General features: G+C 60.7%; 21 protein-coding genes and 1 pseudogene. 7 read left to right on the top strand and 15 right to left on the bottom strand.

All coding sequences use genetic code 11. The features are described 5' to 3' along the window. Positions 1 to 12 precede the first annotated feature (12 nt). Together A6U98_RS24570 and A6U98_RS24565 are read left to right on the top strand one after the other, a co-directional pair. A complete protein-coding gene (locus A6U98_RS24570) occupies positions 13 to 273 on the top strand; it encodes a hypothetical protein (RefSeq protein WP_064653543.1) in 261 nt (86 codons plus the stop codon). A gap of 195 nt (positions 274 to 468) precedes the next feature. Beyond that, positions 469 to 837, top strand: coding sequence for a VOC family protein (locus A6U98_RS24565; protein WP_003555800.1), 369 nt, complete (start codon positions 469 to 471; stop codon positions 835 to 837). Between the two features lie 113 nt (positions 838 to 950). Here the strand turns inward: A6U98_RS24565 and A6U98_RS24560 are convergent, their stop codons facing one another. After that, on the bottom strand, positions 951 to 1805 hold the full coding sequence (locus A6U98_RS24560; protein WP_064653541.1) for a prephenate dehydratase: 855 nt from the start codon (positions 1803 to 1805) through the stop codon (positions 951 to 953). A 10-nt stretch (positions 1806 to 1815) separates the two neighbouring features. Beyond that, positions 1816 to 2571 carry a 3-deoxy-manno-octulosonate cytidylyltransferase gene (locus A6U98_RS24555; RefSeq protein ID WP_064653539.1) on the bottom strand — a complete coding sequence of 252 codons (756 nt, stop codon included), beginning with the start codon at positions 2569 to 2571 and terminating at the stop codon, positions 1816 to 1818. A gap of 154 nt (positions 2572 to 2725) precedes the next feature. Here A6U98_RS24555 and A6U98_RS24550 point away from each other — a divergent pair, with 154 nt between their 5' ends. Next, complete coding sequence (locus A6U98_RS24550) at positions 2726 to 3289, top strand: cytochrome c family protein (protein ID WP_062941086.1); 564 nt, start codon at positions 2726 to 2728, stop codon at positions 3287 to 3289. A gap of 69 nt (positions 3290 to 3358) precedes the next feature. On the opposite strand, the gene A6U98_RS24545 is transcribed toward A6U98_RS24550, so the two are convergent. Continuing rightward, a complete protein-coding gene (locus tag A6U98_RS24545; RefSeq protein ID WP_064653537.1) occupies positions 3359 to 4306 on the bottom strand; it encodes an AEC family transporter in 948 nt (315 codons plus the stop codon). A 513-nt stretch (positions 4307 to 4819) separates the two neighbouring features. Here A6U98_RS24545 and A6U98_RS24540 point away from each other — a divergent pair. Continuing rightward, entirely contained in the window at positions 4820 to 5812 is a 993-nt protein-coding gene (locus tag A6U98_RS24540; RefSeq protein ID WP_064653536.1) for an adenosine kinase, read from the top strand. On the opposite strand, the gene A6U98_RS24535 is transcribed toward A6U98_RS24540, so the two are convergent. Continuing rightward, positions 5805 to 6344, bottom strand: a complete 540-nt coding sequence (locus tag A6U98_RS24535; protein ID WP_025396646.1) for an SH3 domain-containing protein — start codon at positions 6342 to 6344, stop codon at positions 5805 to 5807. The two genes, A6U98_RS24540 and A6U98_RS24535, sit on opposite strands and share 8 nt — an antisense overlap. Before the next feature lie 185 nt (positions 6345 to 6529). Here A6U98_RS24535 and A6U98_RS24530 point away from each other — a divergent pair, with 185 nt between their 5' ends. Next, positions 6530 to 7531, top strand: a complete 1002-nt coding sequence (locus A6U98_RS24530; RefSeq protein ID WP_064653534.1) for a D-glycerate dehydrogenase — start codon at positions 6530 to 6532, stop codon at positions 7529 to 7531. Positions 7532 to 7544: 13 nt separating this feature from the next. Here the strand turns inward: A6U98_RS24530 and A6U98_RS24525 are convergent, their stop codons facing one another. Genes A6U98_RS24525 through recF form a run of 3 tightly spaced genes read right to left on the bottom strand, consistent with a single transcriptional unit; the run spans position 7545 to position 9975 of the window. After that, positions 7545 to 8033, bottom strand: a complete 489-nt coding sequence (locus A6U98_RS24525; RefSeq protein WP_064653532.1) for a GNAT family N-acetyltransferase — start codon at positions 8031 to 8033, stop codon at positions 7545 to 7547. Then, positions 8030 to 8854: a molybdopterin-synthase adenylyltransferase MoeB gene (locus tag A6U98_RS24520; protein WP_064653530.1), complete on the bottom strand. Its 825-nt coding sequence runs from the start codon at positions 8852 to 8854 to the stop codon at positions 8030 to 8032. The genes A6U98_RS24525 and A6U98_RS24520 overlap by 4 nt, the downstream gene beginning before the upstream one ends. Continuing rightward, positions 8851 to 9975: a DNA replication/repair protein RecF gene (gene recF, locus A6U98_RS24515; RefSeq protein ID WP_064653528.1), complete on the bottom strand. Its 1125-nt coding sequence runs from the start codon at positions 9973 to 9975 to the stop codon at positions 8851 to 8853. Before recF ends, A6U98_RS24520 begins: the two co-directional genes overlap by 4 nt. A gap of 450 nt (positions 9976 to 10425) precedes the next feature. On the opposite strand from recF, the gene A6U98_RS24510 reads away from it, so the two are divergent. Next, entirely contained in the window at positions 10426 to 10791 is a 366-nt protein-coding gene (locus A6U98_RS24510) for a helix-turn-helix transcriptional regulator (protein ID WP_064653526.1), read from the top strand. 157 nt (positions 10792 to 10948) lie between these two features. On the opposite strand, the gene A6U98_RS24505 is transcribed toward A6U98_RS24510, so the two are convergent. From A6U98_RS24505 to A6U98_RS24470, 7 genes and pseudogenes are all read right to left on the bottom strand, one after another. Further along, positions 10949 to 11149: a hypothetical protein gene (locus tag A6U98_RS24505; RefSeq protein ID WP_018244284.1), complete on the bottom strand. Its 201-nt coding sequence runs from the start codon at positions 11147 to 11149 to the stop codon at positions 10949 to 10951. Positions 11150 to 11564: 415 nt separating this feature from the next. Next, entirely contained in the window at positions 11565 to 12692 is a 1128-nt protein-coding gene (dnaJ, locus tag A6U98_RS24495) for a molecular chaperone DnaJ (protein ID WP_011649969.1), read from the bottom strand. An 86-nt stretch (positions 12693 to 12778) separates the two neighbouring features. Next, positions 12779 to 14695 (bottom strand): molecular chaperone DnaK, encoded by a 1917-nt coding sequence (gene dnaK / locus A6U98_RS24490; RefSeq protein WP_003544373.1) that lies wholly within the window; start codon positions 14693 to 14695, stop codon positions 12779 to 12781. Between the two features lie 384 nt (positions 14696 to 15079). After that, positions 15080 to 17418, bottom strand: a pseudogene (locus A6U98_RS24485) (transglycosylase domain-containing protein). A 201-nt stretch (positions 17419 to 17619) separates the two neighbouring features. Further along, entirely contained in the window at positions 17620 to 17841 is a 222-nt protein-coding gene (locus A6U98_RS24480) for a hypothetical protein (protein WP_018448009.1), read from the bottom strand. Between the two features lie 604 nt (positions 17842 to 18445). Beyond that, positions 18446 to 19141, bottom strand: a complete 696-nt coding sequence (locus tag A6U98_RS24475) for an SH3 domain-containing protein (protein WP_064653523.1) — start codon at positions 19139 to 19141, stop codon at positions 18446 to 18448. 445 nt (positions 19142 to 19586) lie between these two features. Then, complete coding sequence (locus A6U98_RS24470) at positions 19587 to 20975, bottom strand: dipeptidase (RefSeq protein ID WP_064653730.1); 1389 nt, start codon at positions 20973 to 20975, stop codon at positions 19587 to 19589. Between the two features lie 214 nt (positions 20976 to 21189). Between A6U98_RS24470 and A6U98_RS24465 the strand changes: the two genes are divergently transcribed. Continuing rightward, a complete protein-coding gene (locus tag A6U98_RS24465; protein ID WP_064653521.1) occupies positions 21190 to 23574 on the top strand; it encodes an EAL domain-containing protein in 2385 nt (794 codons plus the stop codon). A 108-nt stretch (positions 23575 to 23682) separates the two neighbouring features. Here the strand turns inward: A6U98_RS24465 and A6U98_RS24460 are convergent, their stop codons facing one another. After that, entirely contained in the window at positions 23683 to 24099 is a 417-nt protein-coding gene (locus A6U98_RS24460; protein ID WP_064653519.1) for a MarR family transcriptional regulator, read from the bottom strand. Between the last annotated feature and the right edge of the window lie 450 nt (positions 24100 to 24549).

Raw genomic sequence — 24549 nt, 5'->3', positions numbered from 1 at the left:
GGAGTACTGATCATGGTAACGCCTCCAGCCATTCATTTCACCAACGACCGTTTTGCGGCCGAGTCCTTTGCCGATGTCATTTCGGCCGAGACTTTTGCCGATGTCCGCCAGTCAGCGCCGTCCGGCCTGCTGCACCTGGTCATGAACATTTTCCGATTTCGCAGAGGAGACCGCACCGGCCTCGATCTTGAAGCTACACCGGATTACCTGAAGCGCGACCTCGGCTTCATCGACGGACGCGACCCGCGCTGCGAGGACCGTTTTCCGCTCTAAAGCATATCGCGCAAAAGTGTGCAGCGGTTTTGCGACAACGACATGCGCGACCGCTTTAGGCCGCCCATCCTTATCAACATTCTGCCCGACGAGAGCGGGGCGTTGCGATCGCAACGCCCTCGGTAGTCTGCTGCCATGATTTGTCAGCAGACGAGATCTCTCGCGGCGCCATTCTTAAACAACGGGAGAACCGAAATGACCAGCCCTAATCTCATCATTCTTTACGTCAAGGACCCCGGTGAAAGCGCCAGCTTCTACCGGAATCTACTGAACCGCGAACCGGCCGTGGAAGCGCCGAATTTCGTCGCTTTTCCGCTTGAGGGCGGCTTCACGCTCGGCCTCTGGCGGCGCAGCAAGGTCGAGCCGCAGCCCTCCGCCATCGGCAACCGCGGCGAAGTGGCCTTCATGGTCGAAGGAGAAAATGCCGTCGCCAGACATTATGAAGACTGGCGCCAGCGCGGTCTGCCGATCGCCCAGGAACTAACCGAACTGGATTTCGGCCCGACCTTCGTCGTGCTCGATCCGGATGGGCATCGGTTGCGTGTCTGTGAGCCGGATAAATAATTCAGGCGACTTGCGGGGCTTGCCTTGGAGCATGATGCCGAAAAGTGTCAGCGGTTTTCGGACAACATCATGCTCTAACTATTTAATTTAGAACAGGATGACTTCTTCCTGTTCTAAAGCAGGCCTCGCATCGCATGCCCCTTGTAGACGCCGAGGATGCGCACTTTCTCAGAAAAGAACCGCAGTTCCTCCAACGCCCGGCGTACGTTCGGATCGTTCGGATGGCCTTCGATATCGGCGTAAAACTGCGTCGCCACGAATTTTCCGCCGAGCTGGTAGCTTTCCAGCTTTGTCATGTTGATGTTGTTGGTGGCAAAGCCGCCGAGCGCCTTGTAGAGCGCGGCCGGGATGTTGCGGACGTTGAAGACGAAGGTGGTGACGACCTTTTCTTCCGCCGAATTCCGCTGCGCCCATTCCTCGTCGCGGGACAGGATGACGAAACGGGTCACATTGTTTTCCGTATCCTCGACATTTTCGGCGATAATCTCGAGCCCATAGAGATCGGCGGCAAGGCGGGGCGCCAAGGCGGCCATCGAGCGGTCGCCGGTTTCCTGCACGAGTTTCGCCGCCCCTGCGGTATCGCCGGCGATCACCGGCTTCCAGCCATTGGCGCGAACGATCTTGCGGCACTGGCCGAGCGCGTGGATATGGCTGTGCACCGTGCGGATCTCGTCCTTGGTAACACCGGGCAGCACCATCAGCTGGAAGCGGATCGGCATGAAATATTCGCCGATGATGTGCAGCCGCGACTCCGGCAGCAGATGGTGGATATCGGCGACGCGCCCGGCGATCGTGTTTTCGATCGGGATCATCCCGATATCGGCATCGCCGTTGTCGACCGCCGTGAATGCATCCTCGAAGGTCTGGCAGGGCAGCGGCTCCATGGTCGGAAACATGTCGCGGCTGGCCATGTCGGAATTGGCGCCGAATTCGCCCTGGAAGGCGATCCTGTTGGTCTTGATGTTCATGATGGTTCCGTCAGTTCGACTTTGCGGAGAGGATGCGCCGCGCTTTTTCGAGGTCGGCGGGAGTATCGACACCGAGCGGAACCGTGTCAACGATCTCGGCGTCGATGCGCATGCCGGCTTCCAGCGCCCGCAGTTGCTCCAGCGATTCGCGCTTTTCGAGTGTCGAGGGACCGAGCGAGACGAATCGTTCGAGCGCCGTGCGCCGATAGGCATAAAGGCCGATATGATGGTAGAGCGGCCCTTTGCCGTAAGGGGCGGTTGCGCGCGTGAAGTAGAGCGCGTGCAGCCGGGCGTCGGAAATCGGTGAGCCGACGATCTTGACGATGTGAGGCGCGGTCTTGTCCTCCTCATTGTCGATTTCGGTCGTCAGCGTTCCGATATCGACCGCCTCGTTCTCGAGTGGGCACAAGGCCGCACGCACCGTTTCCGGATCGATCGTCGGCAGATCGCCCTGGACGTTGACGATGATCTTCGCCTTTCCGTCCGGATCGACTTTCGTCAGCGCCTCAAAGATCCGATCGGAACCCGATTGATGATCTTCACGGGTCATGACGACTTCGAAGCCGGCGGCGGCCACGGCATCGAACACTCGGGTGTCGTCGACGGCGACGACGACGCGGCCGATGGCGGCCTCCCTGGCGCGCATCGCCACCTGGACGATCATCGGCAGACCGCAAATATCGGCCAGCGGCTTGCCCGGAAGGCGGGTGGAGGCCATGCGCGCCGGGATCAATACGAGCACGCCGTCTAAATTTGAATCACTCATTGTTCGGGCCTTCTATTCCGGGCTGAAAAGTGTCAAAAAGTCTCATGCGCAAGACCATTTAGACAGTTGCAACGAACAGCCAAAAGACATAGGTTCCGCGCGATTTCAAGATGGTCCGGTTTATGATCTGCCGGCTGCAAGGGGAGCATTGCAGATGAATTCATACGTCAATACGGCCGTCGGGGCGCTGCTTGGAACGATTTTCGTTCTGATGTCTGTCTCCATCGCGTCCGAAGGGATCTTCCATTCCGAAGCACCGGAAAAGGAAGGTTTCGCGATCGTTGCCGAAGAGGCGCCCGCTGCTGGCGGTGAGGCTGCGCCTGCCGTTGCCGTTCCGATCGCGCAATTGCTCGCTTCTGCAGATGCCAAGGCCGGTGAAACTGTCTTCAAGAAGTGTCAGGCCTGTCATGACGGCACCAAAGGGGGACCGAACAAGGTCGGTCCCAACCTCTTTGGTGTCGTAGATCGCCCGATCGCCTCGCATGCAGGCTTCGCCTATTCCGCTCCCATGAAGGATTTCTCCAAGGGTGGCAGCGAGAAGTGGACCTTCGAATATCTCAACAAGTTCCTGCTGGCGCCGAAGAAGGACGTTCCGGGCACCGCCATGGGCTTCGCCGGTCTGGCGAAGGATCAGGAGCGCGCCAACGTCATCCTCTACCTGCACACGCTTGCCGATTCGCCCGGCCCGCTGCCGGATCCGAACGCCGCGACGCAGTAATGCGGCAGACAATCGCATGACATCGAAGCCCGGCCCGCAAGCCGGGCTTTTCTTTGTGCGGATATCAGCTCAGGCGCCGAGGAAATAGGCCCAGAGCGAGACCGTGATGGCGCCGAGCGCCGTCGTCACGGTGATCGTCGAGGCGGCAAGGCTGTGACCGACGCCGAAGCGATTGGCGATCAGCCAGGCGTTGACGCCTGTTGGGACGGAGGAGGTCAGCACGATCGCGGCCGTCCATTCGGGGCTGAGACCGAGGAGACGGCTCGCCGCCCACACGCAGCCGGGCAGCAGCAGCAGCTTCAGGCTCGAGGTGACGCTGGCGATGCCGAGATTGCCGGAAACGCCGTATCTCTCCAGCGCCATGCCGAGCGAGATCAGCGCCGCCGGGCCGGCAATGCCGGCGATCTGCCCGACGACCGTTGCCAGCGTTGTCGGCATGGTGAGACCGGAAAGGTGCATGGCCATGCCGGCCGCAAGGCCGATCACCAGCGGGTTGCGCACGAGGTTGACTGCGATCTGGCGAAGCACGAGCACCATGCTGCGATCGCTTTTGCCGGCGATCTTGCGCTCGGCATGCTCCATCAGCACCGTGCCGGCGACCATCATCACGGGCAGATGCACGGCAAGCAGGATCGACAGCGCCACCAGCCCTTCGTCGCCGACGGTGCGTTCGACGAGCGGCAGGCCGATGAAGATATTGTTGGCGAAGGCCGAGGAAACACCGGCCAGCACGCCGATCCGTTCGTCGCGGCCGAAGAGGCGTGTGGCGGCGATATGGCCGGCCGTCCAGGTGATGGCGACGCCGGAAAAATAGACGATCCAGAGACGGAAGGGCGAGGCGCCGTGAAAATCCGCCTCGGCGATGGTGCGGAAAAGCAGAAGCGGCACGGCGATCTTGAAGACGAATTCGCTGAGCGCTTCGCCGACATTCGACGCCATCAATCCGCTACGAACGATCACCCAGCCGATGAGAATCAGGATGAAGATGGGAAGGACGTCGAAAATGATGGCTGACATAGGGGAGGCTGCTCTGCGCGGGGAGTATTCGACGACTACAGCGCCGCGCGTCTTTTCAGACGCGCAAAGGACGCTGTAGCACTTTGAATTGCTGCATAATTCCTTAAATCGATTACGATTTAAGGAATTATGCAGTAGCAGCAAACGGCTTGGATTGAAAAGCCAATCGCCGTCCAATCAACCGCATCGGCAAAACAAAAAAAGCGGGCATAGCCCGCTTTTCCGCTCCGGTCTTGCCGGAACCCCGGATCACGAAGCTGCCAGTTCATCCGTGGTCAGCATCGCGCCGGTAAGATCGAAGGGATCATCCCTCGTGCGCCCGGCTGCAACTGAAAGCTGCTCATGCCGGTCTTCTTGCGAGTATTTCTAGATATTGAAAATGACAGGGACATGACGAATAGGCGGCACTTTTGCGAAGAAATAGATAGGCCATCCACCATTTATCCTTCCAAACCGCGGAAATTTCGCTAAGACCAAACCCCGGCTATCACAAATTCCGGGACCCCCCATTTCATGACAAGATTCGATGTTCTGACAGTCGGCAACGCAATCGTGGATATCATTGCCCGCTGCGACGACCAGTTCCTCATTGACAACAAGATCACCAAGGCGGCGATGAACCTCATCGATGCCGAACGTGCCGAACTCTTGTATTCGCGCATGGGACCGGCGCTCGAAGCTTCCGGCGGCAGCGCCGGCAACACGGCGGCGGGCGTGGCGAGCCTCGGCGGCAAGGCTGCCTATTTCGGCAATGTCGCCCAAGATCAGCTCGGTGACATCTTCGCGCACGACATCCGCGCCCAGGGCGTTCACTACCAGACCCGACCCAAGGGCACCTTCCCGCCGACGGCACGTTCGATGATCTTCGTCACCGAGGATGGCGAGCGCTCGATGAACACCTATCTCGGCGCTTGCGTCGAGCTCGGCCCGGAAGATGTCGAGACCGACGTCGTGGCCGACGCCAAGGTCACCTATTTCGAAGGTTATCTCTGGGATCCGCCGCGCGCCAAGGAAGCCATCCTCGATTGTGCCCGCATCGCCCATGAAAATGGCCGCGAAGTGTCGATGACGCTGTCCGACAGCTTCTGCGTCGACCGCTATCGCGGCGAATTCCTCGATCTGATGCGCTCCGGCAAGGTCGATATCGTCTTCGCCAATCGCCAGGAAGCGCTGTCGCTCTACGAGACCGATGATTTCGAGGAGGCGCTGAACAGGATCGCCGCCGATTGCAAGATCGCCGCCGTGACGATGAGCGAGAATGGTGCCGTCATCCTGAAGGGCCGTGAGCGTTTTTACGTCGATGCCATCCGAATCAAGGAAGTTGTGGATACGACGGGTGCCGGCGATTTGTTCGCCTCCGGCTTCCTCTATGGCTACACGCAGGGACGGTCTCTCGAGGATTGCGGCAAGCTCGGTTGCCTGGCCGCCGGCATCGTCATCCAGCAGATCGGCCCGCGCCCGATGACCTCGCTTTCCGAGGCCGCCAAACGGGCAGGGCTTATTTGAAGGCTTCGCCGGGATAGGCGCCCCAGATCTCCGACTGCGCCACCCAGCCCGAGGCGCCGTCGGTTTCGGCGCGGCACCAGTCGCCGTTGCATTCGCCAATGGTGATCATCACGCCGGGTTCCAGCTTGGCGACGATCGAGGCGGAGGGCTGCGCCTCGCGGCGCAGATTGACATAAATGCCTTTGCCCTTGGTCTTCATCCACGGGGCGGCAATCGCCGCGCGTTGGCCGGACAACAGCGACTGGTTGACCCAGCCTTCGGTGCCGTCGGCATCGCGGATGCGGCGCCAGTTGTCGTATTCCTGGATGATCTCCACCGGCAGGCCGGATTTCAGGTACATCCACGACACGGCGTAATCCGTTCCCGGACCGATGCGCAGGTTGACGCGCTTGGATTTCAGCGTGACGAAACGCGGCAATGGCAGTCCGCTTGGCCCCTTGGCCGCCTGCGCATGGGCGAACTCGACGCTTCCCATGGATGCAGCCAGAGCGATGGCAAGGGCGAGGCAGGACTTCAGGACTTTGCTGCGCATGGAAGTTTCCGTTTGCTCGAATTCGCGGGCAGGCCCGGCCTGCTCGCGGTCCGGGCTCTGACATTCCCCGGCTGCACCACGAGTTTTGTTTGTCTTCGCGTGCGGGTCTGGTAGAAAATGCCCGGAATGGGAAAATTATCACCCCTCTTGGTTAAAGACCTCTGAACAAGGCACCACAGGCAGCCATGACAGCGAAGAAAAAACCGAAGGTCTACATCACCCGCAAGCTGCCGGATGCCGTCGAAACCCGCATGCGCGAACTCTTCGACGCCGAGCTGAACATCGACGACGCGCCGCGCTCCGTTCCCGAGCTGATCGCTGCGGTCAAGACCGCCGATGTGCTGGTGCCGACCGTCACCGATCGTATCGACGCGGCGCTGATCGAGCAGGCGGGACCGCAGATGAAGCTGATTGCGAGCTTCTCCAACGGCACCGATCACATCGACGTCGAGGCGGCCGCGCGCAAGGGCATTACCGTCACCAACACGCCGAACGTCCTGACCGAGGACACCGCCGATATGACCATGGCGCTGATTCTCGCTGTTCCGAGAAGGCTCGGCGAAGGTGCGCGCGTGCTGACCGACAAGCCGGGTGAATGGGCAGGCTGGTCTCCCACCTGGATGCTCGGCCGGCGCATTCACGGCAAGCGGATCGGCATCGTCGGCATGGGCCGCATCGGCACGGCGGTGGCCCGCCGCGCCAAAGCTTTCGGCCTGTCGATCCACTATCACAACCGCAAGCGCGTCAATCCGGCCGTCGAGGACGAGCTGGAGGCGACCTATTGGGAAAGCCTCGACCAGATGCTTGCCCGCGTCGACATCGTTTCGGTCAATTGCCCGTCGACGCCGGCGACCTTCCACCTGATCTCGGCCCGCCGTCTGGCGCTGTTGCAGCCGACGGCCTATCTCGTCAACACCGCGCGCGGCGACGTGGTCGATGAAGCGGCGCTGATCAAATGCCTGAGGGAGGGCCGGATTGCCGGCGCCGGCCTTGACGTCTTCGAAAACGAGCCCGCCGTCAACCCGAAGCTCATCAAGCTCGCCAATGAGGGTAAGGTCGTGCTGCTACCGCATATGAGTTCGGCGACGATCGAAGGCCGCATCGACATGGGCGACAAGGTCATCATCAATATCCGCACCTTCATCGACGGTCACAGGCCGCCGAATCGGGTGCTGCCGGGTCGTTGAAGAAATCTGTAAATCAGGCGACGCAGATTGGAGGCGCAAGGACCTTGCGCATCTCGACGAATGTCGTCCTGGCAAAGCCGGGATGCGCCTTTTCGGCGGTTCTGGAAAATCCCCAGGCGGCAAAGACGGCGTGGTTGTCGGTGAGTTCGATGCGCGTTTCCAGCCGCAAAGCGGGAAGGCCGAGCGCTGCCGCCGTCTCTTCGGCTATTGTCAGCAGCCGCTTGCCGAGGCCCTTGCCCTGCGCTTCCGGCAGAACGGCGAGCTTGCCGACATAGAGACAATCGGTTTCCGGCCGCAGGAAGAGACAACCGATCAGTTTTTCGCCGTCGATAGCGACATGGCCGATCTCGGTCCCGGCCTTTTCGGCCAGCGACGCCGTCGTCAGCTTGAGCGCCGACGATGGCGGGTCGATCCTGCCATTCATGGAGGCGAAGGCGGAAAGGATGAGCGCCAGCAGTTCATCCCAGCGCGTAAAAGCCTGATCAAGCGGAACAATCCTCATCCCGCCTGTCTCTGCGTGGTACGGCGTCGTTTGTAGCGGATGGTGTCGAACCGGGCCGAGAGTGCGTCGTAGAGCAGCAACCGTCCAACCAGCGGTTCACCGGTGCCGGTGACGAGCTTGATCGCCTCCATCGCCATCATCGTGCCGATGACGCCGGTCAGCGCGCCGATGATGCCGGCCTCGGCGCACGCGGGAATCAATCCGGCCGGCGGCGCTTCCGGAAACAGGTCACGATATCTAGGGTTGGGCGTTCCGTCCTCAGCCGTTTCATAGGGCTTGAGAACCGTCAGTGAGCCGTCGAACCGCCCGACGGCGCCGGTGACGAGCGGAATGCGCGCTTCATCAGCCGCATCGGCGGCGGCATAACGGGTGTCGAAATTGTCGGAGCCATCGATCAGCAGATCGAAGCCCGAGAGCTGACGGCGGGCGGCCTCCGGGGAGAAGCGTTCCTCGAAGCGTATCAGTCGGACATGCGGATTGAGCCTGGCGATGGCGAAGGCGGCACTCTCCGTCTTCAGTTCGCCGATCGTGCCGGAATCATGGATCACCTGGCGCTGCAGGTTCGACAGCGACACCCGGTCGTCGTCGACGATCCCGAGCGTGCCGATGCCGGCTGCGGCCAGATATTGCAGGACCGGCGCACCGAGGCCACCGGCGCCGATCACCAGCACGCGGGCGGCTTTCAGTTTCTGCTGGCCGGCGCCGCCGATCTCGGGCAGCAGGATGTGGCGGTGATAGCGCGCGATTTCTTCCGGGCTGAGCGGTTCCATGGCGCCGATGTTATCATGACGCCCGACGCCGGGAAAAGCCGCCTCCGTCATTCGAACACCCTTCCGTCGGCCACCGTGAAAAACTGTGCCCTGTCGCCGAGTGCTGAAAACATCGCGCGATCCGTTCCGGTCATGAAGGCCTGGCCGCCGAGCCCGTCGATAAGGTCGAACAGCGCGGCGCGGCGACCCTCGTCGAGATGTGCCGCAATCTCGTCGAGCAGCAGGATCGGCGCATGGCCGGTGAGATTGCCGACGAGCCGCGCATGCGCAAGCACCAGGCCGACAAGCAGCGCTTTCTGCTCGCCGGTGGAGCAACGCTCCGCCTCCATCGCCTTTTCGCGGTGATGCACGATCAGATCGGCCCGGTGCGGTCCCTCAAGCGTGCGCCCTGCGCCGGCATCGCGGTAGCGGCTCTCCGCCAGCATCGCCGCGTAGTCGTCCTCAAGGTCGACCGAGGGGCGCGAGAACTGACCGTCCAGGAAGCCCGAGAGCTGCAGCGACGCCGAAGGGAAGGGCGAGCTTTCGCGGCTTTCCTCGATCAGCCGGGTCAGCAGCCCGAGCATCTCCTGCCGGGCGAGCGCCATGGCGATGCCGAGGCTTGCCATCTGCTCCTCGATGCCGGCAAGCCAGGAGGGATCGAAACGCCCTTCATCTAGCAATTTGTTGCGGCTGCGCATGGCGCGCTCGAAATCGCTGGCGCGGCGGCCATGGGCGGGATCGAGCGACAGCACCAGCCGGTCGAGAAAGCGGCGGCGGTCGGAAGAGGCGCCGGTAAAGAGACCATCCATCGCCGGTGTCAGCCAGAGAAGGCGCAGATGGTCGGTCAGTTCGTCGGCAGTCTTTGCCGTCGTGCCATTGATGCGCAGCCTGCGGGCGATGGTCTCCTCGCCCGTTTCGATACCGGTGCCGATCTCGACGTCGCCCTCCATGCCGTCGAGCGCGGCGAAGATCGAAAAGCCGCCCGCCGCGCCGACCCGGGTGATATCGCCATAAGCTGCGCGACGCAGACCGCGGCCAGGCGAAAGCAGCGAGACGGCCTCCATGAGATTGGTCTTGCCGGCGCCATTGTCTCCCGTCAGCACGGCATGCCGACCATCAAGAGTAAGGGCCGCCGCCACATAGTTGCGGAAGTCTGTCAGCTTCAGACGGGAAAGAGAAACCTTGTGCGGCATCGAATGTCCGGAATCATAAAGCGTGACAGCTAAGCCGAAGCGGCGCTGATGGCAAGGCTGGGAGCTTTTTGGCCGTGGATCGTGTACCGCTGATGCTGCCGGACGTCAGGACGCGGCGGCTGGCGCCACGCTGGACCTATATTCCAGATGATCCCGTGACCGAAGTCCTGATGTCCGACATCGTCCAAGTGTAACGGCAGCCATGACACTTTCGAAATTCGGTTAAAAATACAACCATCGCAGATGCCCTGACATCGCCAAACCGATACCGTCGACAGTCATTGCCAATGTCTTCCAGCTTCGGATATTCAGGGTTTGCCGCCATCCTCTAACGCTACTGACGTAACGTAAAGCCCAAAAAAAGTTGGTTGAATTTTGCAACTGTAGGGTTGAGTTATCCGATGCAGACGATATGGTAAACGGAACGTTTATGTATAAGAGAGTGATGAAGTGCCAGATCCGGTTGATATTATCGTCGGTCGCAACGTCAGACAGTTTCGCGCCCTTCGCCGTGTTTCCCAGCTCGAGCTTGGAGAAGCACTCGGACTGACTTTCCAGCAGATCCAGAAATACGAAAAGGGGACGAACCGCGTTTCCGCCAGCAAGCTGCACCAGATCGCGGTTTTTCTCGAGGTCGAGATCTCTGCGCTCTTCGAGGGTGCCGGCATGTCGCCATTCGGCAGCCGTGTCGAACTCAGCCCCGACGCCTATGCGCTTGCGCTGAGCTACGACAAGCTGAACTCACCGGCAGGCAAGGAAGCGGTCAAGACCATCGTCACCCTCATGACGGGCGAAGCGGCCGAAACCGCCGCCTGATTCCACCGCAGCAATCACGGCTCCCACGGAAAGCACGACCTATTCAAGGTCTGGACGATTTCCGGACACATGCGGGTGTGCAGCAATATTGGGGGGATGACGTGCACCAGGGCAAAGACCGGAAGCGGCCCGCCTGATTGAGGTTCGATGGCGCGCTTCAGTGAATCTCGCATTCGTGCAGCGCCATCAGCAGATCGTCCTGCGTCTGGTGGCCGGCATGATAGAGATCGATCGCGATGTTGGCGATGGAAAGGCCCTGCTGGCTGCGAAGCTTGATGTTGCGCTCGGCGCACCAAGTGTAGATGGCGCCGGCGAGAACGTCGACGTCTTCGGACTGAGATGAAAAGGCTGGCGCCATGGCTGATACCCTTGGTTTGTTTGTTCCCGCTAGCGCTAAGGACGCTCTATCACTTGATTTGGTTCATGACCCCGAATTCGATTCCGATTCCCGGGGCCATGCACTGACGACAGAGACTGAATTCATTTGGAAAACTTGCAAGCAGCATCATCTGGCTGCGTTAACGCAAGTCGTCGTCCCGCCCGCGGCCGTATCGATCCGGGACAGATTCGCCGGCATGGACGGCGGATGTCGCAAATTGAGGCATGTCGCGCAAAAGTGTGCAGCGGTTTTGCGATAACGACATGCGTAAAAACAAAGACTTAAAGCGCAAGGGACGAATCTGAAAGATCGCGCCGCGCTTTAGGATTCCGGGAACAAAAAAACCGGAGACGTTTCCGTCCCCGGCTTTCCCAATAGGCGTGTCGATCGCAGCTCAGCCTTCGAAGAATTCCTTCATGCGGGCAAAGAAGCCCGTCGATTCGGGATTGTTCTCCTTGGAGGAAAGCTGCTCGAATTCCTGAAGCAGTTCGCGCTGGCGCTTGGTGAGCTTTTGCGGCGTCTCGATCTGGATCTGGATGTAGAGGTCGCCCGTCTGCACCGAACGCAGCACCGGCATGCCCTTGCCCTTGAGGCGGAACTGTTTGCCGACCTGGGTGCCCTCGGGCACGGTGACGCGCGACTTGGTGCCGTCGAGCGTCGCTACGTCGAAGGTTCCGCCGAGCGCGGCCGTCGTCATCGAGATCGGAACGGCGCAATAGAGATCGGCTCCGTCGCGCTGGTAGAATTCATGCGGTTTGACGGAGAGGAAGATATAGAGGTCGCCTGCCGGTCCGCCGCGGGCGCCGGCCTCGCCTTCGCCCTGCAGGCGGATGCGGGTGCCGTCCTCGATGCCGGCGGGAATATTGACCGAGAGCGAACGCTCTTCCGTCACCCGGCCCTGGCCGTGGCACTTCGGGCACGGATCGGGAATGATCTGGCCGCGGCCGTGGCAGGTCGGGCAGGTCCGTTCGATCGAGAAGAAGCCCTGTGCCGCGCGCACGCGCCCCGTTCCCTGGCAGGTGCCGCAGTTCTTCGGCTGCGTGCCGGGCTTGGCGCCTGAACCCGAACAGACGTCGCAAGTGATCGACGTCGGAACGCGGATCTGCGCCGTCTTGCCGGAGAAAGACTCTTCCAGCGTTATTTCCATGTTGTAGCGAAGATCGGCGCCGCGTTCGCGGCCGCCCGACGAGCGCTGGCGCGCGCGCCCTCCACCCATCATCTCGCCGAAGATATCCTCGAAAATGTCGGAGAAACCGCCGCCGGCAAATCCGCCGCCGCCGCCGCCCATGCCGCCATGCTCGAAGGCCGCATGACCATAGCGATCATAGGCCGCCCGCTTCTGCGGGTCCTTGAGCATCTCGTAGGCTTCGTTGATTTCCTTGAACTTCCGTTCGGCGTCCTTGTCATCCGGGTTCTTGTCCGGATGGTATTTCATCGCCAATTTGCGAAAGGCGCTTTTCAGCTCTTTCTCGTCCGCCGACTTGGCTACACCCAGAGTTTCGTAAAAGTCCGCTTTTGCCATTAAGGATTAAACCCCGGAAATGGATTTTCCGGCTGCCATGGTGAGCAGCCGGATCAGATGTTGAAGCATAACCACGCCGTCGCGGATTACGCGGACTTCTTGCGGTCGTCGTCCTTGATTTCCTCGTAGTCGGCATCGACGACATTGTCGCCGCTTTCCGCAGAGGCATCACCGGCAGCGCCGCCTTCAGCCTGCTGTGCTTCATAGATCGCCTGGCCGAGCTTCATCGACACTTCCATCAGCGTCTGGGTCTTGGCCTTGATGTCGTCGGCATCGGGTTCGGACGCTTCCGACGCCGTCTTCAATGCAGCGATCGCATCCGAGATCGCGGTGCGGTCGGCCTCGGAAACCTTGTCACCGTAATCCTTCAGCGACTTTTCCGAGGAATGGATCAGGCTTTCAGCCTGGTTCCGGGCTTCGACGGCCTCACGGCGCTTCTTGTCTTCGCTGGCATGGGCTTCGGCATCCTTTACCATCTTCTCGATGTCGGCGTCGGAAAGACCGCCGGAAGCCTGGATACGGATCTGCTGTTCCTTGCCGGTGCCCTTGTCCTTGGCCGAAACCTGGACGATGCCGTTGGCGTCGATATCGAAGGTGACTTCGATCTGCGGCATGCCGCGCGGCGACGGCGGCAGACCGACGAGGTCGAACTGGCCGAGCAGCTTGTTGTCGGCAGCCATTTCACGCTCGCCCTGCGAAACGCGGATGGTCACGGCCTGCTGGTTGTCTTCGGCGGTCGAGAAGGTCTGGCTCTTCTTCGTCGGGATCGTCGTGTTGCGTTCGATCAGGCGGGTGAAAACACCACCAAGGGTCTCGATGCCGAGCGACAGCGGGGTCACGTCGAGGAGCAGGACGTCCTTGACGTCGCCCTGCAGAACGCCGGCCTGGATGGCGGCGCCGAGGGCGACCACCTCATCGGGGTTGACGCCCTTGTGCGGCTCCTTGCCGAACAGCTGCTTGACGACTTCCTGTACCTTCGGCATGCGGCTCATGCCGCCGACGAGAACCACTTCGTCGATTTCGGCAGCCGTGACGCCGGCATCCTTGAGCGCTGCCTTGCACGGCGCGATCGTGCGCTGGACGAGATCGTCGACCAGGCTTTCGAGCTTGGCGCGGGTCAGCTTCAGGGTCAGATGCTTCGGGCCGGAGGCGTCGGCCGTGATAAACGGCAGGTTGATTTCGGTCTGCTGCGAGGACGAAAGCTCGATCTTTGCCTTTTCCGCAGCTTCCTTGAGGCGCTGCAGGGCAAGCTTGTCGTTCTTCAGGTCGATGCCATTGTCCCTCTTGAACTCGCCGACGAGATATTCGACGAGACGCATGTCGAAGTCTTCACCGCCGAGGAAGGTATCGCCGTTGGTGGACTTCACTTCGAAGACGCCGTCACCGATCTCGAGGATCGAAATATCGAAAGTGCCGCCGCCAAGGTCGTAGACGGCAATCGTCTTGCCTTCTTTCTTGTCGAGACCGTAGGCCAGCGCTGCGGCGGTCGGCTCGTTGATGATGCGCAGAACTTCAAGACCGGCGATGCGGCCGGCATCCTTGGTCGCCTGGCGCTGCGCGTCGTTAAAGTAGGCGGGAACGGTGATGACGGCTTTCTCGACCTTTTCGCCGAGATAGGATTCGGCGGTTTCCTTCATCTTCTGAAGGATCATTGCGGAAATCTGTGCGGGCGAGTAGCCCTTGCCATTAGCTTCGACCCAGGCGTCGCCATTGTCGCCCTTGACGATGGTGAAGGGAACGAGGTGCTTGTCCTTCTCGACGGTCGGATCTTCGTAGCGGCGGCCGATCAGGCGCTTGACTGCAAAGAGCGTATTCGTCGGGTTGGTGACTGCCTGGCGCTTGGCCGGCTGGCCGACAAGGCGTTCGCCATCATCGGAAAATGCCACCATGGAAGGGGTCGTACGCGCACCTTCCGCATTCTCGATAACCTTCGCGTCTTTGCCGTCCATGACTGCGACGCAGGAATTCGTCGTTCCAAGGTCGATACCAATTACTTTTGCCATGTCATTCTCTCCTTGAAGCAAGCTGTCGGAACCCCGAGAAGGCATTTCCCTGACAGCCCCTTACGGGATGGGTCTACTTGAGATTACGCAATCGTGATTGCGGTGATGCGGCGTATATAAGGAGCGGTTTTCTGGACTGCAAGGCGAGAAATGCCCCGGAATCCAGCAAAACGAATGTGTTGCGTTCAATTTTTACAGTAGCCGGGAAAGAGGTCGCCCCATGTCCGGAAAGCGGCCGATTTTTAGAGCATGTCGCGCAAAACTGTGAAGCGGTTTTGCGACGACGACATGCGTAAAACGAAGACCTAAAGCGCGAGGCGCTGCTCTGAAAGATCTCGATGCGCTTTAGAGCATCGGGCTTGTGTTGGACATGCAGCAAAGGTCTCACTGGCCCATGATCAGATCGAGCAGCGTCGTGCGCCGCGGCTGGACGGAAGAGGTTGTCTGCGCCCCCCCGACATCCCCGGGTGGCACCACGCCCTCATAGTTCGAACCGCCGCCTTCGGCAATGTCGGCGGGCGGAACCGGGCCATTGCCGGAGCTTGTCGCCCGCTGCCGGACAGGCGCTTGCGGATAGCGGTTTGCATTGTCGTCGCCGCCGAAGACGCCGGAAATGATGCCGCCGATCGTCGAAGGCGGCGCCTCGGCCGTCATCGGTTGCCCGCTGCCCAACTGCCCATCGCCCGCTTGTCCATCACCAGGGGCTGCCTCAGCCATCGGCTGACCATTGTTCGGATCGGCGATCAACTGGCCGTTGCCGAAGAGCGGTGCCGGCGAAAGACCCTTGTGGGCAGCGATCATGAATTCCTTCCAGGCCTTGGCGGGCAAGCCGCCACCGGTCACCTTCTTCATCGGCTTGCCGTCGTCATTGCCGAACCAGACCCCGGTGGTGAGGTTGCTGGTGAAGCCGACGAAGAGCGCGTCGCGCGAATTCTGCGTCGTGCCGGTCTTTCCCGCCGCCTGCCAGCCAGGGATCTTGGCGCTCTTGCCGGTGCCATTGTCGATGACGCCCATCATCATCGCATCCATCTGGGCGACGATCTGCTCGGAGAGCACGCGCGGTGGGCTGTCATAGGTATTTTCGTAGAGAACCTTGCCCTCAGCCGTCGTGACCCGGCGGATGACGTGCGGCGTCGCCTTGTAGCCGCCGTTCATGAAGGCGGCATAGGAGGCGGTGAGCTCCATCAGCGACACCTCCGACGTGCCGAGCGCGATCGAGGCGTTCGGCTGCAGCTCGCTTTCGATGCCGAGCCGGTGGGCAAGCTTGATCACCTGATCCGGCCCGTCATACATCACCAGCTGGGCGGCCACGGTGTTCAGCGACTTGGCCAGCGCGGTCGCCAGCGTCACTTCGCCATTGTATTTCTTCTCGTNTCGCCGATCCGGATCGGCGCGTCGTTGAACACCGAATAGGGCGTCAGCCCCTTCTCGAGTGCTGCGGCATAGACGAAGGGCTTGAATGAGGAACCCGGCTGGCGTTTGGCCTTGACGGCGCGGTTGAACTGGCTCGTCGCATAGTCCCTGCCGCCGACGAGCGCTCGGATCGCGCCGGTGCCGTCGATCGAGACGAGGGCCGCCTGCGACGCGTCGAGCTTGCCGCCCTCCTTGTCGAGCACGTCGACCAGCGATTGCTCGGCCTTCCTTTCCAGCGACTTGTCGATGGTCGTATCGACGATGACGTCTTCCTTGACGTCGCCGATCAGCCCCGGCAGCTCGTCCATCACCATGTCGGCAACATAGTGCCCGGCGCCGGACCAGTAGCTCTTGGCCGAAGCCGGGGTCTGCGACATCGCGGTCTTGACCTCGGAATCGGTGATGAAACCCTGTTCGCGCATCGCCGCGAGCACAAGCTGGGCGCGTGCATTCGCAGCTTCCGCATCGCGGGCCGGCGAAAGCCGCGACGGCGCCTTGAGTAGGCCGGCCAGCACCGCGGCCTCGCCGAGGTTTACGTCACGCGCCGATTTGTTGAAGTAGCGGCGCGAGGCTGCCTCGACGCCATAGGCATTCGATCCGAAGAACACCCGGTTGAGATACATGGCAAGGATTTGGTCCTTGGTGTATTTCTGCTCCAGCCAGAGCGAGAGCAGCACTTCCTGTACCTTGCGTTCCAGCGTCCTCTCAGGGGAGAGAAAGAGGTTCTTGGCAAGCTGCTGCGTCAGCGTCGAGCCACCCTGGACCATGTGACCAGCGGTGAGATTGGTCACGATCGCCCGGCCGAGGCCGAGCGGATCGACGCCGAAATGCGAATAGAAACGCCGATCCTCGATGGCGATGACGGCTTCCGGAATATAGGGCGACATGTTTTCGAGCGACAGCGCCTCGCCGCCGGTCGCGCCGCGATTGGCGATGATGCTGCCGTCGACGGCGGTAATCTTCACATTCGGCGGCCGTTCAGGGATCGCCCATGTACTGGCGCTCGGCATGCGCGAGCCATAATAGACCACGAGCCCGGCAACGCCGATGCCGGCCCAGATGAAAAGCACGACGCACCAGTAGATCGCGCGGCGCAGGAATCCGAAAAAGCCGCCGCCCTCACGCTCCGGCGGCTCCCGCCGCCTCCGAGGGGCGGGGCGCTGCGGCGGGGGTTTCGAGCCGCCGCGGCGCTGAGATCGGCCTCCGGCGATGCGGTCGTCGGCATCGAGCGAGAATTCGTCATCGTCGCGTGCCGGGCGGCCGCTGAAAGACGGTTCTATTCTGTCGCTTGATCTGCCTCTGCCTGCCATCGCGGACCGGTCACACCCCATGTTCGATCGCGAAGCCAGCTTCGCATAACGGTGCTCTTCTCCAGCGCCGCGCGTCTTTTCAGACGCGCAAAGGACGTTGGAGCACTTTGAGTGCCGCCGTGATCACCCGACTGAACTGTAAATGCGGCGATTTAACGGGGTGTTAATAATGGAAAGCAAAGCAGGTCGCGCCGCTTGTCTTCAAAACTGGCGCGCTTCGTAATCGTCGAGCGTTTCCGGGTCCTGCTTATATTCCCACTCGCCCAGATGAAAGCGGCGCCAGATCTGGCCGGAAGGGTTGAGGTTCGCCCCATCGGTAAGGCGTACAGGCAGGATGGGGTTGTGTTTATGCCAAACGGTAACATCTGCGGCGGCTGCCCGAGGGGCGAAAAGCCCGAAGAAAGCCAGGTAGTCTTGCGTCATCAGGGTCCAGCCTCGAACGGATTAAAATCAATCCGCAACTTCACAAAACTGCATTAAACAATCCCGCAAAACAAGAGCCTCGCGATGGCTTCACATCAAATTGTCGGTGAGCGTATTCGAGGATCGATGCTTCCCCCGCGGCGCTTATTTTGCGCTCACCGGCCAAGCTGCACGCTTCGTGAAAAAAGACCTGAAGTGCGTCACGTGAATCACCGGCGATACGGCGCATTTTTCAGTGCCGCGCGTCTTTTCGAAAGGCATAAAAAAGGCTGTAACACATTGAATTGCCGCATAGTGTTTCCTCAAATCGAGTCCGTTTCAAGGAATTATGCGGCAGGCGGAACCAATAGGCTTCGCGATTGTTTATGAAGAAGCGGGACAGCCCCTCACGTCCCGCGAATGATCGGCCGTCTCCCCTCAACGCGTGCCGATCGACATCAGGCCCGGTGCATCCCTCCCAAGGGAGCGCCGGGCTTTTTCTTACAGCGCCGCCCATCTTCCAGACGCGCAAAGGACGCTGTAATACTTGAATTATGCGGCAGGCCCCGGTTTTAAGACGGACCCGCCCTTGAGAAGAGGGCGGCATTGCCGCCGCCCCAAAATCTCAGTCGCAGGACGGATCGCCCGGGCGGCAGACGAAGGGCGATGCCCTGGGGTCCGGGCGATTATAGGTGTCGGCTTTCCCGCCCCTGAACTGTGGCAGGTCACGGAAATCCGAACTCCTGGTGTTGCCTCTGTTGTCATTCTCCCGACGGTCGGACCTGCGATTATCGTCCCTACGATCATCGTCTCTGCGGTCATCCCTTCGATTGTCGCCGCGCCAGTCCCTGTCGCGATCCCGATTACGATCCCCGTAGTCGCGATCCCGATCTCGATCCCGGTTACGGTAGTAATAGTCGGGGCCGCGGCTCCAGCGGTCGCGGTCGCGGTAGAAATCGCGGCCGCGGTAGTTGCGGTCCCAATAATTGCCGACACTGAAGCCGATCATGGGAATACCCAGCGGACGGTAATATTGCGGACCGACATAGACGCGGCGTTGCTGGTAGACGGCCTGCACATATTGGCCGGAAACCCAACCGCGGCCGCCATAGAATTCGACGTCGCACCAGTTGACTTCGGAAAGGCATCCACGGATCTCGACGGAAGAACCGGCGGGCACGACCGCGACAGCAGGGTATCGGGTGCTTGGACCCGCACGCATGTTGACATTGGCCGTCGAGTAGCCCTCGGCGGCCTGTACTATCGCCGGAGCCAGCACAAACATGGCGGCCGCGGTGATTTTAACAATGAGACTTTTCACGCTTCTCACTCCTCATTGGCGCGTTTTTCAGGCAGCGCTTGGCTGCGTTTTCTTGGCATATGCCATCTGGAAGAAAAGATAGAGCGATCGCCCACATTTGTTAGGCGCTACCATTTTCCTTGTCTTTCAAAGGCTTATACCCAGGTCACGATGAACGCAGCTTGAACGGGGGGAATCTTGTGACGCAATGTAGCGTTCTCGATATGCCGCATGAAATCGCGAATGCCTGGGACTTGACCGCTTCGGCACTACGATCCGCCTGTGCAAGCGCCGTTAACGGCCCGTTAACCTTTCGGCGGCAGTCTCAGTGCAATACCCGCTTGCTCCTTGACCACGGATGAACTGGCACTGAGGTGAGCGGATGACGAAAGGCCGGGTCGAACCGGCCTTTTTGTTTCTCGCGATTTTCGCATGGCGCATCCTGTTTGAAGGCGCGTCCTTTCCGTCAGGCGGCGAGCGCCTGAAGGATCCGTACCCAGGAGCGGATGCCCTTGTGGTAGGAGATAAGCTCGTATTTCTCGTTCGGCGAGTGGATGCGATCATCGCTGAGACCGAAGCCGACGAGCAGCGATTCCATGCCGAGCATCTTCTGGAAATCTCCGACGATCGGGATCGACCCACCCATGCCGATGACGATGGCGGGTTTCGGCCACTCGTCGGAAAGCGCGTTCTTCGCCTTGGTCAGAACAGGCGAATCATAGGAAAGATGAATCGCCGGCGAGCCGCCATGCGGATGGAACTCGACCGAGCAATCGGCGGGAATCTTCGCGCTGATATAGCTGCGGAAGGCCTCGCGAATGGCCGCCGGATCCTGCGTGCCGACCAAGCGGAACGAAACCTTGGCCGAAGCCTTAGCGGCGATCACCGTCTTGAAGCCTTCGCCGGTATATCCGCCCCAGATGCCGTTGATTTCGGCGGTCGGCCGCGCCCAAGTGAGTTCCAGCACCGAACGGCCCTTCTCGCCGGATGGAATGGAAAGGCCGACTTCGCCGAGGAAGCTCTCCGCGGTCTTGCCCAGCGTCTCCCATGACGCCTTGATGTTATCAGGCGTTTCCTCGACGCCGTCATAAAAGCCGTCAAGCGTGATGCGGCCGGTCTCGTCATGCAAGCCGGCAAGAGCCTCGACGAGAATATGGATCGGATTGGCCGCCGCGCCGCCGAAGAGACCGGAATGCAGGTCGCGGTCGGCGGCCGTCACGATCACTTCCTCGCCGACGAGGCCGCGCAATGCTGCGGCGATCGCCGGCGTGTCGCGGTCCCACATGCCGGTATCGCAGACCAGCGCATAGTCGGCCTTGAGCTCGGCGGCATTGGCTTCGAGGAAGGGCTTCAGGGACGGCGAGCCGGATTCCTCCTCGCCTTCGAAGAGGATGGTGATGCGGCAGGGAAGCGCGCCGTTGATCTCCTTATAGGCGCGGCAAGCCTCGACGAAGGTCATCAACTGGCCCTTGTCGTCGGAGGTGCCACGGCCGGTCAGGATCTTGCGACCCTCGCCGACATCCTTAATCGATGGCTCGAACGGGTCGTTTTCCCAAAGCTCGATCGGATCGACCGGCTGAACGTCGTAATGGCCGTAGAAGAGAACATGCGGTGCATCGGCGGACGCACCGGCATGATGGGCGACCACCATTGGATGACCTGGTGTATCGCGCACCGAGGCCGTAAAGCCGAGCGTCCCGAGATAGGCGACGAGCCATTCGGCGGCCTTTCGGCATTCGGCTTTGTAAGCGGGATCGGTGGATATCGACTGAATGCGCAGAAGCTCGAACAGCTTGTCGAGGCTCGAAGAAAGGTTCTGATCCGCGTGCGCAAGCACTTGACGTACATCGGTCATTTTCGACTCCTTTTTGAAATTCGGCCGGACGATAGACCAAACCAGATAGGCAGGCGAGGCGGAAAAACAAAAAAACGGCGGCGGGAAAGACCGGCGGGGCATAGACGAATATCAAGAAGATTTGCTGGATAATATAGAAGGGAATTCTAATTCAATTTACCGTTATTTAGCATAACCTAAATAGCCTGACCGAATTCAGCTGCGCGAGGTTCGGATGTTTTCGGTCATCACATGTATTCGGGACAACCACGATTGGCGGCTGGTGCTTGCGGCGGCCGCGGTATGCCTGGTCGGCGCTATGGCGGCTATGCTGCTGCTCTCCCCTGCCCAGGAATGCGACGCCGGGCGGCGCAAGCTCTGGATCGGCGCCTCGGCTTTCGCTTTTGGCACCGGCGTATGGGCAACGCACTTCATCGCCATGCTGGCCTATGACGGCGGCATGCCGATCGGCTACCAACTGGGCCTGACGACGCTTTCTTTCCTCCTGTCGGTTGTCGGTTCGTGGGCGGCGATCCTGGTCGCTTCGGAAAGCCGCGGCAGGTTTTCTCGCATCCGCGGCGGCGTCCTGATGGCGCTCGGCATCGCCTCCATGCACCTGACCGGCATGCAGGCGATCGAAACGCAGGCGGTCATCCTTTATGATCCATTCATGACGCTGAGTGCGATTCTCGCAGGAGCGCTGTTGTCGAGCGCCGCCTTCCACACCTTTTTCCAATTGAAGGGACTGCGGCGGCTCCTCGCCTCGTCAATCACTTTCGTCCTTGCGATCTGCGCGCTCCATTTCATCTCGATGGCTAGCATCACGCTCGTGCCGGATCCCGGCAAGCAAGTTCCGGCAACGGTGCTCGACGCCAGCCTGCTTGCTGCGATCGTCGTGGTGGCGGCGACGATGCTCATTCTCATTGCGCTCGCCGTGGTCTTTGTCGAAAGCCACCTGACGGATCTGAGGGGGCTCGCGAATGCCTCGCAGGAAGGGCTGCTGATCCTGCGGGAAGGCCGGATCATCGATGCCAATGAACGCTTCCAGGGGCTTTCCGGCTGGAAGCTTGCCGATCTTGCCGGCAAGGCGCCCTCGGCTGTTTTGTCCGCTGTTCAGGGGACTGGGCAGAACAGACCCAGTGAGACGCTGCTCAACACCAGGAACGGCAGGGAGATCGCCGTCGAAGTGACCGCGAGCAGGATCGTCTATCGTGGGCACAATTGCGAGGTGCTGGCGGTGCGTGATCTCACCGAACGCAGGCAGGCCGAGGAGATGATCGAGCATCTCGCACACCACGACGTTCTCACCGATCTGCCGAACAGGTCGCTGTTCGATACCCGCATCCGGCAGGCGCTGCAGATGGCCGAACGAAAGAACAGCGAGGTTGCCCTCTTCTATCTCGACCTCGATCGCTTCAAGGCCGTCAACGATATCTTCGGTCATGCCGAAGGCGACCGCATTCTCCGCAAGGTCGCCTCGATCCTGCGCCGCGTGGCCGATGAGAGCGATACGATAGCCCGCCTCGGCGGCGATGAATTCGCCATCATTCAGCCCGCCGGGCAGCAGCCGGCGGCGGCGCAAAAGCTTGCGGCTGATATCCTCGACGAATTCGCCGCCGAGATGGACACGGCGCGCGACCCGACCGCCGTCGGCGTCAGCGTCGGCATCGCACTCTATCCCGCGGATGGGGCTGCTGCTGAAGAACTCTGCAACAATGCCGATACTGCACTCTACCGCGTCAAGCATGACGGTCGCGGCAAGGTCTGTTTCTTCGACGCGGAAATGGATAAGGCGGCACGGAACCGCCGCCAGATCGAAAGCGAACTGCGTCATGCGATCATCCGCAACCAGATCCATGTCAGCTATCAGCCGATCCTCGATGCGCTGAGCGGCGAGATCGGCGGCTACGAGGCCCTGATGCGCTGGAACCGGCCGGGTCACGGGTTGACCGAGCCCGATATCTTCATCCCGATCGCCGAGGAAAGTGGTTCGATCGTCCAGCTCGGCGAATGGGTGTTGCAGCAGGCCTGCAGGGAGGCCGTGCGCTGGCCGCTGCCGCTGATGATCGCCGTCAATCTTTCGCCGGTGCAATTCATGCTGCCGAACCTCTGCGAGCGGATCGAGGCGATCCTCGCCGAAACCGGGCTTGCGCCCAGCCGGCTGGAGCTCGAGATCACCGAGGCGGCCCTCATTCGCGATCGCGACCGGGTGATGACGACGCTGTTGCGGCTGCACAAGCTCGGCGTGCACATCGTCATGGATGATTTCGGCACCGGTTTTTCCTCGCTTTCCAACCTGCGTTCATTCCCTTTCGACAAGATCAAGGTCGACCGCAGTTTCACCGGCGTGCTGGAACATGATGCTTCGGCACGCTCGATCGTGCGCGCCATCATCGGCCTTGGTCATAGCCTTGGCATGCCTGTGGTGACGGAGGGCGTGGAAACCGAGATGCAGCGCCGGATCGTCGTCGAGGAAGGCTGCGCGCAAGTGCAGGGCCTTTTACTCGGCAAGCCGGATATCGAGCCGAGCATCAAGCTTGCCGCCGACGAAAACGTCCTGATTGTGCAGATCGAAACCGGCCTGTCCCCCTTGCGATGCGCACAGCGTGCCGGCGAGTGATCTTACAGCGCCGCGCGTCTTTTCAGACGCGCAAAGGACGCTGTAACACTTTGAACTGCTGCATAATTTATCCTCAAATCGATTCCGATTTAAGGAGATATGCAGTGGTCAGAGCGCCTTGGCGTTTTCCAGAAGCCGACGGATATATTCGAGCGTCAGCTCGCGCTCGAAAACCCGAAAACCTTTAAACAGCGCAAGGTCGGCCTCCCGCGCGGTCTCGATCGCCTCAGCCTCCATGGCGCGCGCCCTCGACGTCAAGAAGAGCAGTTGCGCCCGCTTGTCGGACGGATGCGGCCGGCGCTCGATCAGCCCGTCGCGGACCATGCGCGAAAGCGTATTGGCCATGGTCGCCTGCTCGATATCGACCCGCTCGAGAAGCTGTTTCTGGGTCAGCCCGTCCTCGGCCCAGAGTTCCAGCAGAATGGGGAACTGCCCTGGAGAAAAACCGAGCCCGACCGCGCGCTGGTGCAGCGAGCGGGCAAAACCCTTCGCCAGCTGGCTGGCAAGGTAGGCTCCCGAATCCATGCGGTTAAATCCCATGATTGCAAGTTAGGCTCAAAACCATGCCGGAGACAATGCAGCAAATCGCATACGATGCTCCTAAACATGCAAGCGGCGAGCAGAATTTCGAGTGCCTCGAAAAAACAAAAGTCGCCATGGCCTGGAGGTTGGCCATGGCGACTTTAAAGTGGGGACAAAGGCCCGGAGAGGGGGATAAGGCCTTTGTCCAAGCCTGACGCGGCGGGGGACAAGCCGGTAATCAGACCCGCGACGCGATCAAGCGCCGGTGACATGGATTTGTGGCTCAGAATGTGGTTTTTCAAGGGAGGGCCATCGTTACAAATCGGTAACAGTTTGGTGAGCCGGAATCCGTGCCGCACAAATCCTGAGATCGGAATCGACGGGCGGATAAAATTATGCAGCAACGCCAAGTGCTCAGCGTCCTTTGCGCGTCCGAAAAGAGGCGCGGCGCTG

The organism is Rhizobium sp. WYCCWR10014, from assembly GCF_001657485.1.
In the GTDB taxonomy this organism is placed as follows: Bacteria; Pseudomonadota; Alphaproteobacteria; order Rhizobiales; family Rhizobiaceae; genus Rhizobium.
The sequence above is the reverse complement of the archived record's forward strand: the minus strand, read 5'-3'. Positions and strand labels throughout refer to the sequence as shown.

What these genes read in the sequence shown, in the direction of transcription:
- A6U98_RS24570 (WP_064653543.1), top strand. Translation starts at nt 13, where the DNA reads ATGGTAACGCCTCCAGCCATTCATTTCACCAACGACCGTTTTGCGGCC.
- A6U98_RS24565 (WP_003555800.1), top strand. Translation starts at nt 469, where the DNA reads ATGACCAGCCCTAATCTCATCATTCTTTACGTCAAGGACCCCGGTGAA.
- A6U98_RS24560 (WP_064653541.1), bottom strand. Translation starts at nt 1,805, where the DNA reads ATGAACATCAAGACCAACAGGATCGCCTTCCAGGGCGAATTCGGCGCC.
- A6U98_RS24555 (WP_064653539.1), bottom strand. Translation starts at nt 2,571, where the DNA reads ATGAGTGATTCAAATTTAGACGGCGTGCTCGTATTGATCCCGGCGCGC.
- A6U98_RS24550 (WP_062941086.1), top strand. Translation starts at nt 2,726, where the DNA reads ATGAATTCATACGTCAATACGGCCGTCGGGGCGCTGCTTGGAACGATT.
- A6U98_RS24545 (WP_064653537.1), bottom strand. Translation starts at nt 4,306, where the DNA reads ATGTCAGCCATCATTTTCGACGTCCTTCCCATCTTCATCCTGATTCTC.
- A6U98_RS24540 (WP_064653536.1), top strand. Translation starts at nt 4,820, where the DNA reads ATGACAAGATTCGATGTTCTGACAGTCGGCAACGCAATCGTGGATATC.
- A6U98_RS24535 (WP_025396646.1), bottom strand. Translation starts at nt 6,344, where the DNA reads ATGCGCAGCAAAGTCCTGAAGTCCTGCCTCGCCCTTGCCATCGCTCTG.
- A6U98_RS24530 (WP_064653534.1), top strand. Translation starts at nt 6,530, where the DNA reads ATGACAGCGAAGAAAAAACCGAAGGTCTACATCACCCGCAAGCTGCCG.
- A6U98_RS24525 (WP_064653532.1), bottom strand. Translation starts at nt 8,033, where the DNA reads ATGAGGATTGTTCCGCTTGATCAGGCTTTTACGCGCTGGGATGAACTG.
- A6U98_RS24520 (WP_064653530.1), bottom strand. Translation starts at nt 8,854, where the DNA reads ATGACGGAGGCGGCTTTTCCCGGCGTCGGGCGTCATGATAACATCGGC.
- recF (WP_064653528.1), bottom strand. Translation starts at nt 9,975, where the DNA reads ATGCCGCACAAGGTTTCTCTTTCCCGTCTGAAGCTGACAGACTTCCGC.
- A6U98_RS24505 (WP_018244284.1), bottom strand. Translation starts at nt 11,149, where the DNA reads ATGGCGCCAGCCTTTTCATCTCAGTCCGAAGACGTCGACGTTCTCGCC.
- dnaJ (WP_011649969.1), bottom strand. Translation starts at nt 12,692, where the DNA reads ATGGCAAAAGCGGACTTTTACGAAACTCTGGGTGTAGCCAAGTCGGCG.
- dnaK (WP_003544373.1), bottom strand. Translation starts at nt 14,695, where the DNA reads ATGGCAAAAGTAATTGGTATCGACCTTGGAACGACGAATTCCTGCGTC.
- A6U98_RS24480 (WP_018448009.1), bottom strand. Translation starts at nt 17,841, where the DNA reads ATGACGCAAGACTACCTGGCTTTCTTCGGGCTTTTCGCCCCTCGGGCA.
- A6U98_RS24470 (WP_064653730.1), bottom strand. Translation starts at nt 20,975, where the DNA reads ATGACCGATGTACGTCAAGTGCTTGCGCACGCGGATCAGAACCTTTCT.
- A6U98_RS24465 (WP_064653521.1), top strand. Translation starts at nt 21,190, where the DNA reads ATGTTTTCGGTCATCACATGTATTCGGGACAACCACGATTGGCGGCTG.
- A6U98_RS24460 (WP_064653519.1), bottom strand. Translation starts at nt 24,099, where the DNA reads ATGGATTCGGGAGCCTACCTTGCCAGCCAGCTGGCGAAGGGTTTTGCC.